The organism is Mesorhizobium sp. STM 4661 (genome assembly GCF_000359125.1).
Taxonomy (GTDB): Bacteria; Pseudomonadota; Alphaproteobacteria; order Rhizobiales; family Rhizobiaceae; genus Mesorhizobium.
This window is the reverse complement of record NZ_CAAF010000058.1, coordinates 12,352-24,810: the sequence shown is the minus strand read 5'-3', so window position 1 is coordinate 24,810 and position 12,459 is coordinate 12,352. Positions and strand designations below refer to the sequence as shown.

9 protein-coding genes are annotated in these 12,459 nt (G+C 63.6%); 7 read left to right on the top strand and 2 right to left on the bottom strand.

Annotation, left to right across the window (positions count from 1 at the left end; translation table 11 throughout):
• Nucleotides 1–72 precede the first annotated feature (72 nt).
• From MESS4_RS18930 to MESS4_RS18895, 7 genes are all read left to right on the top strand, one after another.
• A complete protein-coding gene (locus MESS4_RS18930; protein WP_081609786.1) occupies nt 73–2,895 on the top strand; it encodes a heavy metal translocating P-type ATPase in 2,823 nt (940 codons plus the stop codon).
• Nucleotides 2,896–3,567: 672 nt separating this feature from the next.
• Nucleotides 3,568–4,512, top strand: a complete 945-nt coding sequence (locus MESS4_RS18925) for an ABC transporter permease (RefSeq protein WP_006334190.1) — start codon at nt 3,568–3,570, stop codon at nt 4,510–4,512.
• Nucleotides 4,502–5,425, top strand: coding sequence for an ABC transporter permease (locus MESS4_RS18920; protein WP_006334188.1), 924 nt, complete (start codon nt 4,502–4,504; stop codon nt 5,423–5,425). The genes MESS4_RS18925 and MESS4_RS18920 overlap by 11 nt, the downstream gene beginning before the upstream one ends.
• Nucleotides 5,418–6,449, top strand: coding sequence for an ABC transporter ATP-binding protein (locus tag MESS4_RS18915; RefSeq protein WP_157385619.1), 1,032 nt, complete (start codon nt 5,418–5,420; stop codon nt 6,447–6,449). The genes MESS4_RS18920 and MESS4_RS18915 overlap by 8 nt, the downstream gene beginning before the upstream one ends.
• Entirely contained in the window at nt 6,446–7,585 is a 1,140-nt protein-coding gene (locus MESS4_RS18910; protein WP_006334184.1) for an ABC transporter ATP-binding protein, read from the top strand. The genes MESS4_RS18915 and MESS4_RS18910 overlap by 4 nt, the downstream gene beginning before the upstream one ends.
• A 45-nt stretch (nt 7,586–7,630) precedes the next feature.
• A complete protein-coding gene (locus MESS4_RS18905; protein WP_006334182.1) occupies nt 7,631–9,127 on the top strand; it encodes an ABC transporter substrate-binding protein in 1,497 nt (498 codons plus the stop codon).
• A 252-nt stretch (nt 9,128–9,379) separates the two neighbouring features.
• On the top strand, nt 9,380–10,642 hold the full coding sequence (locus MESS4_RS18895; RefSeq protein ID WP_157385617.1) for an MFS transporter: 1,263 nt from the start codon (nt 9,380–9,382) through the stop codon (nt 10,640–10,642).
• 168 nt (nt 10,643–10,810) lie between these two features.
• Here the strand turns inward: MESS4_RS18895 and MESS4_RS35155 are convergent, their stop codons facing one another.
• Both MESS4_RS35155 and MESS4_RS18885 read right to left on the bottom strand, forming a co-directional pair.
• On the bottom strand, nt 10,811–11,104 hold the full coding sequence (locus MESS4_RS35155) for a hypothetical protein (protein ID WP_348259955.1): 294 nt from the start codon (nt 11,102–11,104) through the stop codon (nt 10,811–10,813).
• 456 nt (nt 11,105–11,560) lie between these two features.
• Entirely contained in the window at nt 11,561–12,439 is an 879-nt protein-coding gene (locus MESS4_RS18885; RefSeq protein WP_006334173.1) for a GNAT family N-acetyltransferase, read from the bottom strand.
• Nucleotides 12,440–12,459 lie beyond the last annotated feature (20 nt).

Sequence of the window (12,459 nt, the reverse complement as noted above, 5' to 3'; positions counted from 1 at the left end):
AGGTCTCTTCCGAAGCCACGCAGATTCCTAAGGCGAACGAACGCCGCTGCGCCGGCGAGAAAGGAGTCTGGGATGACAACAGAATGTTCAACGCCGAATGCCGGAGAACGGCTGGGTTTCCATGTCGGCGGCATGGACTGCGCAAGCTGCGTCGGAAAAATCGAGACCGCCTTGGGCCGTATGGCGGGAATTTCCGACGTCGCCGTCAATTTCACCACCGAAACCTTGGCCCTGTCGCGCGACGCCGCTAGCAAGGCGACGGCGAAGGACATTGCCAAGAAAATTCGGTCGCTCGGTTTCGATGTCACGGAACTGCCGGCATCTGCCGTACCGGCACCAGCCGAGCACCCGACCACTCGTGCTCACAAGGAGCACGATCACAGCGGTCGCTGCGGCGATCACAATCACGATCATGACCACAATCATGATCATGCGCACGACCACGGTGCTCATGAACACCCTGGTTGTGGCGGAACCCATGATAGTAAGCACGATCACAAACATGACCACGATCATCGTGGTTGTGGCGGGGACCACAAACACAAAGATGATCACAGTCATCACGACCATGATCATGGTGGCTGTGGCGGCCAGGATCATAAGCATGACCATGATCACGGAAGCTGCAGTGGTCATGATAACGCAGCACATGCCCCTGTCCAGCGCGCTGCTCCGAGTACCCCACCTAACGTCTCTATGCGGGTCGACGGCATGGATTGCGCAAGCTGTGTCGCAAAGATCGAGGTGGCGCTGGCGCGCATGCCCGACGTTTCCGATGTTCGGGTCAACTTCACAGCGGAAACTCTCGAGCTCACGCTAGCGCCCGGTTCGACCACCAAGGCCTCCGACATCGAAAAGACGATCAAGGGGCTCGGTTTTGGCGTGTCGAATACGCTCCAGCTTGACCAGGCCTCTGATGCGATCATCGATGCCGCGCCTGCCCCAGCCGTGCGCAATCAGCGTTGGTGGCAGACGCGCAAGGGCAAGCACGTCATCGTCCTTGGCCTGCTGATGGGCTCGGCTTATGCCATCGCCCAATTCTTCCCCGCTTACGCAATTTGGATTTTCGCCGGTGCGGTTATAACGGGCGTCATTCCGTTCGCGCGTCAGGCTTTTGCGCTCGCCAGGGCCGGCTCGCCGTTCTCGATCGAAACGCTGATGTCAGTGGCCGCCGTCGGCGCTCTTGCGATCGGCGCGGCGGAAGAGGCCGCCGCGGTCGTGTTTCTCTTCGCCGTCGGCCAGCTTCTGGAAAGCGTGGCGGCCGGGCGTGCCCGTGCCGGCATTAAGGCGCTAGCCTCGCTCGTACCGAAGACGGCGGTCCTTGTTGATCCCAATGGCGGCCAACGCAGCGTCTCGGCGGCGTCGCTGCGCGTCAAAGATCTCGTTCTGGTGCGCCCGGGTGACCGTGTGCCAGCAGATGGTCAGATCGTTCAGGGAACCTCCAGCCTTGACGAGGCACCGGTTACGGGCGAGTCGATTCCGCGGTCCAAGGCGAGTGGAGACAGCGTTTTCGCCGGTTCGATCAACGTCGATGGCGTTCTTCATGTTCGCGTGGAAAAGACGGCAGCCGACAACACCATTTCCCGCATCATCCACCTTGTGGAGCAAGCCCAGGGTTCCAAGGCGCCAACCGCGCGCTTCATCGAGAACTTCAGTCGCTATTACACGCCTGCCGTGATGCTGATCGCAGCCCTGATCATCGTCATTCCGCCGCTGGTGTTGGACGGCGACTGGGCTGGCTGGCTCTATCGTGGCCTCGCCTTGTTGCTGATTGCCTGCCCCTGCGCGCTGGTGCTTTCCACCCCGGCCGCGATCGCCTCGGGCCTGGCCGTGGCCACACGCCGCGGTCTTCTGATCAAGGGTGGCAGCGCACTCGAAACCATCGGCAAAGTGCGCGCCATCGCCTTCGACAAGACAGGGACCTTGACCGAGGGCAAGCCCCGCGTCACCGAAGTTCTTCCGTTTGGAAAGCGCGACGAGAATGAAGTGCTTGCGCTGACAGCATCCGTCGAGAGCGGCTCGAACCATCCTCTTGCCAAGGCGATCATCGGGCGCGCCGAAGCGGCGAGCATCGCCGTCCCGGTGGCGAAAGACGCGTCCGCGACCCCCGGCAAGGCGGTCCATGCCACCGTGGGCGCACGCCGACTGGCCGTCAGTTCTCCGTCGCACGCCGCAAAGACCGTGACGATCGGGATCCCGGAGCGTGAGGCGATCGAAAGGCTCGAGGATCGCGGGAACACCGTTGCGGTTCTCTTCGATGAAGGCACGAAGGAAATCCTCGGGCTTGTGGCACTGCGCGACGAACCGCGGCGCGATGCGCGCGAAGGCGTCGCCCAGCTCAAGGCAATGGGCGTGCGATCCGTCATGTTGACCGGAGACAACCGGCGCACGGCCCAGGCAATCGCTTCAGGTCTCGGCATCGAGTGGAACGCCGAACTGCTGCCCCAGGACAAGCTCGATCTCGTCAACGAGATGAAAGAGAAGTGCAAGGTGGCCATGGTGGGCGACGGCATCAACGATGCCCCGGCGCTTGCAACAGCCGATGTCGGCATCGCCATGGGTGGCGGCACCGATGTGGCGCTCGAGACGGCGGACGCCGCCCTGTTGCAGAGTCGCGTGACGGACCTTGCTCACCTGGTTGCGCTGTCGCGCGCCACCATGGCGAACATCCACCAGAACGTCGTCTTCTCTCTGGCGCTCAAGGCCCTCTTCCTCGTCACCAGCGTGCTCGGCATCACCGGGCTGTGGGTGGCCGTGCTCGCCGACACCGGCGCTACCGCGATCGTCACGCTGAATGCGCTGCGGCTTCTGCGCTTCAAGGGAACGAAGACGGCCGATGATAGTCGGGATAGGGGGCTTCCATCTCGCCCTCTGGTTGCTGCCGAAGGTCACTGATCAAAACGACGGGTCGGCGGCCGGAAATGGTCGGCGGCCTTCTCCCACTTTGAGGGGCCATATAAGAGCGGAAGGTCCACACGATTCGCTGCTACGAGCAAATCGAGCTCCTGCCGACGGGAGCAAGGGACAAGGGAAATCGCCAAGGATCTGCTGCGTGTCGCTGCCTTGCCTGCTGCTCAGTCCGCACAAACAACAGTGTTGTGAAGATCCATTTGGCTGCTGCCCAACAGAAAATCGACAGGCTCGAACAGATGAGGGAAGTGCTGACCGACGCGCAGCGTCTTGTCCAGCTTGCCCGGGAAACTGTTTTGCCCAAGGGCCAGGAAGGGTAGTTAAGTGGACTGATCATCAGCCCTTGTCAGCGTGAGTCCCTGCCTGGATCTCAGCGGCTTTGATCCGGATGCCGCGAAAGAGCCATCGCCCAGATGGCAGTATCTGCCGGGCGTGCGTCCGTGCCGCCTTCCGCGCCAGCCGCCCCGCGGGCAGCGGCAGATCGGACGGCAATATCTTTGGCAAACGGGCGGCGAAACCGCAGCATATTCTCGCAGGTCGGGCCGTTTTGACACCAACCGCTCTTTGCACCTGTTATCCTGCAGCTGATGGACCCGAGCAACCTCGGGGACCATCGGCCCCAACTAGGTGGTGCGCGGATCGCGAAAGGGAGGCGAAATGTGGAAGATCATTCTACAGCGTGTAGCGATCCTCGTCATGATGCTCTTCATCGTGTCGGTGGCCGCCTTCTGTGTGCCACTGCTGAGCGACGGTGATCCCGCTCGCACGATCCTGCTCTCCCGGGTGTCGGACCTGGACCTCGCGCCGGAGGCGGTGGAGGCGCTGCGCAGGGAACTTGGGCTCGACCGGCCCCTGCCGGTGCAGTACCTCTCCTGGCTCGGCTCCGCATTGCAGGGCGATTTCGGCTATTCGTTCGCATCGCGACAGCCGGTCGCAGCTGAGATCACCCGCGCGCTCGGGGTCTCGATAACCCTGGCGCTGTCGGCCCTCGGCGTGGCGCTCCTGGTGGCCCTGCCGCTCGGCACTGCCGCTGCCATGCGGCCGGGCGGCAAGGTCGACGGCTTCACGACGCTCCTGATCCAAACGCTGGTCGCGACGCCTGAATACTGGTTCGCCCCGGTCTCGGTCCTGGTCTTTGTGCTCTGGCTCGGTATTCTGCCGTCGGCCGGCTGGCAGAGCTGGGAGTCGCTGATCCTGCCGGCAATGGCGCTGATGCTGCGGCCGATGGCCTATTTCACCCAGGTGACGCGGGCGGCGATGCGCGAGGTGATCGCGGCCCCCTACATCACAGCGGCGCGAGCGCGCGGACTGTCGATGAATGAGGCGGTGGTGCACCACGGCCTCCGCAACGGCTCGCTGCCGGTCGTGACCTTCTTCGCGCTATGGTTCGCGGGGCTGCTGGGCGGGTCGGTGGTCATCGAGGTGATTTTCGCGGTCCCGGGCATGGGCCGGCTGCTCTACGAGGCGGTAGTCAACAACGACGTGCCTGTGCTGCAAGGCGGCTTCGTCGCCCTCGTTGGCCTCTCCATCCTGATCAACACGATCACCGACGTGCTCTACGTCCTCTTCAATCCGGCAATGCGAGGCAGCCATGGACATTGAAATGGCCGACCCGCGGCTCACGCTCGATGAACGGCGCCGCTCGCCCCTCGCCGGTACCTACGCCTTCGTGTCCTCGCGGCACTGGACGTTCAAGGCCGGCTCGGTGCTGCTGGCCATGGTCCTGGTCATGGTGTGCTTCGCGCAGTGGGTCGCGCCCTACGATCCCGCCGCGCAGGACCTGATCAACCGGCTGCGGCCGCCCTCGGCGGAGCATTGGCTGGGCACCGACCATCTCGGGCGCGACGTGCTTTCGCGGCTCCTGGTGGGCGGCCAGTTTGCAGTGACGATCTCGGCGATCACCGTCATCATCACCCTGGTCGTCGGTACGCTGATCGGCGTGGTCGCAGGCCGGGCTGGCGGCGTGCTCGACGAGGTGGCGATGCGGGTCGTCGACCTGCTGATCTCAATACCCGACGTGGTGATCGCGATTTTCCTCATCGGCGTGTTCGGACCGAACTACGCCACATTGATCCTCTCGCTGACCCTGATCGGCTGGACGCCATACGCTCGGCTCGCCCGCGGACTGACCAAGGAGATCAATGCGCGCGAATATATCCGCGCCGCCGAGGTTCTAGGCATGAAACGGAGCTTCGTAATCTTACGGCACATCGTCCCCAACACGATCCACCCGGTCGCTGCGGTTTCCTTCCTGCGCTTCGGCCACAAGCTGATCACCGTGGGCGGGCTGTCGTACCTCGGGCTGGGCGTGCGGCCGCCCAATCCCGACTGGGGGCTGATGATGGCGGAAGCCCAGCCCTACCTCGAACGGGCCCCCATCCTAATGATAGCGCCCGGCGCCGTTATCTTCCTCGCCGCGCTCGGCGTGACCTGGATCGGCCACGGCCTGGAGATTGAGAGCCGCGGCGCGCGCAGCCGAGCGACGACCAACGCGGAGGAGGCAGGGAATGGCTGACCATGACATGACCCGGGAGAACGTCAGCGTCCCGCTCCTCGAGGTCCGCGACCTTCGGGTCTCGCTCGAGAGCGGGAAAACGTTGATTGACGGGCTCGACCTGACGATCGGTCGCCGCGAGGTCGTGGCGCTCGTTGGCGAGAGCGGCTCCGGCAAGAGCGTCACCGCGCTCGCGCTGTCGCGGCTGCTGCCGGACGCGCTGCGGATCACCAGCGGCTCGATCTGCTTCGAGGGGCAAGATATCGTGGCGAAGTCGGACTCCGAGCTGAACCGGATGCGCGGCGCCGACATCTCCATGCTGTTCCAGCAGCCGCAGGTGATGCTCGATCCGACGTCGCGAGTCCAGGCCCAGGTCGCCGAGCCGCTGCGCAAGCATCGCGGCCTGGGGCGCCGCCAGGCCTTCGCGCGGGTGGTCGACCTCCTCCGGAGCGTCGGCATCCCCGACCCGGCCGTCAGGGCGCGCGCCTTTTCATACCAGCTCTCTGGCGGCATGGCCCAGCGGGTGATGATCGCGGCGGCGATGGCGGCCGGCCCGAAGCTCTTGATCGCCGACGAGCCGACGACCGCGCTCGACGTGACCGTGCAGGCTCAGATCCTGCGGCTGCTGAAGGAAGAGAGGGAGCGTCACGACCTGTCGATTCTGCTCATTACCCACGACCTTTCGATCGTGTCCGCGTTCGCCGATCGGGTGGCAGTGATGTACGCCGGCCGCATACTCGAGGAGGGGCCGACCCGGGAGATCATGCGCCGACCGGCGCATCCCTACACTCGCGCGCTGATCCGGTGCTCGCTGCTGGTGCCCGAGAGCGACGGCAAACTGATGTCGATCCCGGGCTCCGGCTCCCAAGCGCTCGCCATCAAGGAAGGTTGCCGCTTCGCGCCGCGCTGCACACTGATGCGCGAACATCCAGGGCTGCGCATTGCCTGCTGCAGCCGGGAGCCCGGACTAGAGCCGGTTGGCCAGCGCTGGAAGTCCCGCTGTCACGCCACTGCAGAGGTTCTGCACGAAGGAGACGTCGCATGATGCGCCGACCGATCGCCGCGACCAGCGCCACGATTGACTGTCCGCGGCGCGACGCGCCGCGCTACGCCGACCTTGCCTGCCGCAAGCCGGCCTTTCTTTCCGTCGAGGGCGTCGTCAAACACTACCGGCTGCCGAGCCTGACCGGCGCGAAGGTGGTGAAATCGGTGGACGGCGTGTCGCTCCACGTGCAGGTGGGAGAGGTGATGGGGCTGGTCGGCGAGTCCGGCTGCGGCAAGAGCACCTTCGCCAGGATCGTCACGCGCCTTACCAACGCGACGGAGGGCAAGGTGCTGATCGACGGTGAGGACTGGCTCGCCCCAACGGGCGAGGCGCTGCGCCGCCGGCGCCGCGACGTGCAACTGATCTTCCAGGACCCCTATGCGGCGCTCGACCCGCGGATGACGATCGGCACCAGCATGAGCGCGCCGATGGCGCACCACGGCCTCGGGGGGGGGACGGCGGAGCGACGGGCGCGGGTACTGGAAATGCTTGGGGACGTCGGGCTCGACGCGAGCTTTTACCACCGGCTTCCGAAGCAATGCTCGGGTGGGCAGCTGCAGCGGGTGGTGATTGGCCGGGCGCTGCTGCTTGAGCCAAAGCTCCTGATCTGCGACGAGCCCACCTCGGCGCTCGATGCCTCGATGCGGACACAGATCCTCAATCTCCTGATGGACCTCAAGTTGCGGCGAGGACTCACGATGGTGGTGATTTCGCACGATCTGCGCGTCATGCGATACCTCTGTGACCGCATCGCCGTCATGTACCTCGGCAAGCTGATCGAGCTCGCCGATCGCGATACCCTTTTCAACTCGCCGACGCACCCCTACACGAAGGCGCTGCTCGCCGCATCGCTGCTCGACCAGAACAGTCTCTCCGCAGCCGACTCCCTGCTTGAGGGAGATCCACCGAGCCCGCTCAATCCGCCCTCCGGGTGCAGTTTTCATACTCGCTGCCCCCACGCGCGGCCCGACTGCGCTGCGTTTGAGCCGGAGCTGAAGCTGGCTCGCCCTGGCCAGTTCGTGCGCTGCCGGTACTGGGAGGCGCTGGCAGAAGAGTCTGCCGGCGTGCGCGAAACAACGGGGGATCCTTCGGGGACGCTCGCGCGATCGGCACAATCTGCCGCGACGGCTTTCTAAGATCATGGCCGACCCCTACCGGTCCAAATCCAATGGGAGAGTGAAATGATGCAACGCTTCTTGTCGGTATCGACCGCATTCTTATTAGCTGCGGCACCAGTTCTGGCGCAGGATGGCCAGCTTGTTCTGGCTGACAACCTCGCACTAAAGGCCAACTGGGCTATGTCTGGCGACGACGCATTCATCGGCGCGCATGCCGGCTGTTACGAAGGGCTCACGCGGGTATCGCAGGATCTGAAGGTCGAACCGTCGCTCGCGACGGATTGGGCGCTGGTCGACCCGCTGACCTGGGAGTTCAAGATCCGCGAAGGCGTCACCTTTCAGGACGGGAACCCGCTCGACGCCAAGGCGGTGTCTGAGGCGCTCGATCATGCGCTCAAATCGGAGGTGCCAATCCGCGGGTTTTCGCCAAAGCAGATCGCATCGGTCGAAGCAACCGGGCCGATGACGGTCACGATCAAGACGAATACACCGCTGGTCACCCTGCCGGGGAGCGTTGCCAATCCAGGGACGGCGATTCTGTCTCCAGCCGCCTATTCGAAGGACGGGATCAATCCCGTTGGCACCTGTACTGGGCCGTTCGAGATCGTCGAGGTCGACCCGCAACAATACGTGAAGGTAAAGCGGTTCGAAAACTATTGGGGCGGGAAGGCGAAGCTGGCCGGGGGGACAATCCGCTTCATTCCGGACGCCAACACCCGCGGCACGATGGCGCGATCTGGCGAGGCACAAATCTCCCGCCTGGTGCCGCCTGCGGCGGTGGCGACGCTCTCCTCTGGCGGCGATCTCGCCGTGCTCGAGGTCAATGCACCGCGGGTCCTGGAACTCCTTCTGAACAACGCGCGCGCGCCCTTCGACAACCAGAAGGTACGTCAAGCGGTCAGGCTTGCGATCGACACGGCCGGCATTTCGAACGCCATCTTCGAAGGCAAAAGCCCGCCGGCGGGCGACCCGTTCCGCTCGGATCAACCCTGGGAAGCGCCGAACGCGCCGGTAATCGAGCGAGACCTGGAGAAGGCGCGTGCGCTTCTGAATGAGGCGGGCGTTGACCCTGCCGCGCTGAAAATCGAAATCCTCGCCTACACCGGCAAGACCGAACTGCGCGACGTCGCGCAGATCATCCAGGCGATGCTGACCGAGGTCGGGTTCACCGTCAATGTGCGCGTGGCCGAATACAGTTCGATCGAGCCAGACATGTTGTCCGGCAACTACGACATGGCGCTCTTGTCGCGCGGCTACATGACCGACGTGCCGGAGCCCGTCGGCTACCTGACGGCCGACTACTCGTGCAAGGGCAGCTACAACATCTCGCAGTACTGCAATACTGAATTCGACACTATGCTGGCGGCAGCGGCCAGCGAGGGGGATCCAACGGCGCGCTACCGCGCCTACGGTGAATTGGCGCAGTACGTCTACGACAACGCGGTCACCGTTTTCCTGGTCAACGAGACGGTCTTCGACGTCGCGTCGTCGGGCGTCACCGGTTTCACGCCGCATCCGTTGAACTACTACGTTTTTGATACCGATCTCGATGTGAAGTAGCCCATCTCTTGCCCGGCGCCTCGAGCGCCGGGCACGTTGCGCCTGCGGCCCTCTGCCTCTGCGACTGTCTGCTCGGTAGCGACACCGGGGGGAGCGCGTCGCTAATCAGGCTGAACGCAGACTAAATTAGCGTTTTCATCGGTAGAAGGTTTTCCCGATCGTTGGCATTGATAGTCCCGTTCCAAGCAACCTGCTGGTACGATCCCAGCGGTCCGGCATTACTGCGCGACTGAACCGGAGTAGCATCAGCCCGTGATCATTCCGAACCGGAGGACAGATGGATCCCAGTCCGAACTGCCACCATCGCATGTGATGATGTTGATGCTGACGCAGACGCTCGGCTGGGGTACTTCGATATCGCTCATCGGAGTGCTGGCCGCGCATATCCGCGCCGATCTCGACCTTTCCAGCGCCGCGGTCTTCGGTGGAACGACCGTCATGTTTCTGACCGGAGCGTTTCTGGCCCCAATAGCCGGACGGCTGGCTGATCGCGTCGGCGGACTGCGCGTGCTCTGCTACGGGACGCCGGTCCTGGCTGCGGCGCTGCTGGTGCTGTCCACCGCCAGTGGCCCGAATGCGTACTATGCGGCATGGGTGCTGTTTGGGTTCGGGATGCATTTCGGGCTGGGCACGGCCACCTATAACGGCATTGCCCAAGTCGCGGGGAAGAGCGCCTACCGCGCCATCGGTCTATTGACACTGGCGACCGGCATGTGTTCGACGATCTTCTGGCCGCTGTCGGAAGCGCTGCTGGGCCTGATGGACTGGCGTCAGCTGTGCCTGCTCTACGCCGCCGCAACCATGGTGATCGCCTGGCCAATACATATTTGGCTGGCCAAGCGGCACAATCCGAGCCGGGAGCATGCGACCCAGGACGAGAGCCGTGCAAGTCCAGCCCATGTTTCCCCGGAACTTGCTGGCCGGGCGTTCGCATTGCTCATGATCATGCAAGTTCTGACGGCCGCCTTGACCACAGGGATGGCCATTCTTGCCATCGATATCTTTGTAGCGCTGGGAACGTCGCGGGCGGAGGCCGTATTTGCTGGCTCGCTCATAGGTCTTGCCTATCTGGTGAGCCGCGGCGGCGACACTTTGCTCGGCAGCCGACTGCCGCGGATCAGGCTGGCCCGGTTCGTACATGCCGCCCTGCCATTGAGCCTGCTCCCGCTGCTCGTCTGTGCGGTGCTGGCCCTGCCCGTGCCCGGCTGGCTCGCGGCGGTCGCGGCGGTCTGCTACGGGCTGCCCGCGGGGTTGCTGGGAATTCTCCGCCCGGTACTGCCGTACCACATCTTCGGATCGTTCAACTATGGCCTCCGGCTCGGCCGGCTCGGCCGACCGACTGACCTGGCCAATGCCGTCGTCCCCGCCGCATTCGCATGGGGCATGTCCCGCTCGGCAGAGGCTGTGCTTTGGTTCGGGTTCGGCATGGCGGCTATCGCCTTCGTCGCCTTGATGATGCTCAGCCGGATGATCTCGCAGGGCAAAGCTCACCGGCACTACAATAGCACCGCATGAGGCGCCGCCTTCCGGCGATCCGTCTTACTATTGACATTGAGAGTCACTCAATCTCGCCGCTGCCCGGCTCTGATGCTGTAGACGCCCCCGGCTGCTTGCTGTGCTATGGTGGGTTTGCTGTAATTCACGATGGGAGGGGCCATGGTCTTTTTGTGACACACGGAGTAGCTATGCCCCGCCGCTGGAGCCTGACGGATAACCGAACGGCAGAATTTCCTGGCCCTGCCATCGCACCCATCCACTGGTTTTCGCAGCCACCTGCATGAATGCCCGCCCGACGGACAAGGCATCATCGCGTTGATGATCCTCAACATCTTGGCGCGGTTCCAGCCTGACGGCGACCCGCAGCCCGCCGACCGACTGCATATCGAGATCGAGGCGACGCGGCTCTCTTAAGCTGCTCGCGACGCGATCCTCATCGATTGGGAAAACGGCACCTTCAAAGGCGTCCGATCCGCGCAAAGACGGATGCGCATTGGGCTTTGAGCGAGTCTTTCTTGATTCTTGTCTACGAGCCAGACAACTGGACTGGGACAATTAGGCGTAGCGTTCGTGGCGGCCTCCATGTTTCTGAGCGGCCGAGGACACCATCTGACGGCGTCTCAAGCCAGGTGCGAGCTTCTTCACCTCACCCCCGCTCTATCCGAACCGGCGTCATGTTCTCGGCGCGCTTCTTCCACCCTTCGGCCCTAGAGCTCTCGCCAGCAGGGTCCTTGCCGTCGTCCTGCACGTCGTCGGCCTCGTCCCAATGGCAATGCGCATGACGCGGACAGTATTGCCGGGGCGGGGCGCTTCAGCCCTTAGAATAGGTCCGGGCGGCATCGACAAACTTGTTCACTGGCGAGTTCACGGTAGCGGCCCGCAGCGCAAGCTATCGCAATGGCAACGACCATGGGGTTGTGAATCAAGGTTGCCACTTCAGCTCAATGCGTGGCCGGCCAATCCATAAACCCACGGTCCGTTTTCTTCCCGGTTCAGGAATCGGCGCCCTTTGGACATGGTCGTAACGGTCTCGGCAATGCCAAGGCCGCACTGCTCGAGAAACGTGGCAAACACGCCATCCTTTTCCCGGGTATCGACTCGGGCGAACCGTCCTGCAAGATTTCTCAGATGGACGGCTGTGAGATGTACCGCATCCAGATCGTTGCGCGCGACCATCGGCCCGATCACATAACCACGCCCAAACTCGCGACACATGGAATAGCCGACGATCTCGCCGCCACGGCTCAAAGTTTGGATTGAGGCATTCGCCGAAAGCAGTGCGAGCAGCCTCTCGCGGTCTATCCCAAACGCACGCCTGTCGAGCGCCATGATTGCCTTCAGCCTGTCGCTCGGCAGCGCCTGCAATTCACCGTCCAAGGCCGGCATTGCCGGGAGTGCCGGCGGAACCTCCCCCTGGCGCATGAATACGATTTCCTCGGTCGTGAAGCCAAGTGAGACATAGAGGGGATAGGCGGCATGGGTGGCGTTGAGCGCCAGATTGCGATCGCCACACTGCTCAAGCACTTGGTCCATGAGCCATCGGCCGCCGCCTTGCGCTTGTGTGCGGGGCGTTGTGATCACCACGCCGATGGTGGCGAAATCGTCCCCTTGCGGAAACCACATCGCGCTGCCGAAAACCCGGCCAATGCCGTCTACGGCAACGATGCCACGGCCCGCACGGCGCAGAGTGTCCCAGTCCTTCGGCCGATGCGGCCAGCGGACTGAGATCGACAGCGCGTGGAGCAGATCGACTTCGACTTCGTCGATGTCCCGCGCGACCAGTTCGAAAGACTTCAGGCGCACTGATCTCTGCATTTCAGTCGACCCGCTCCATT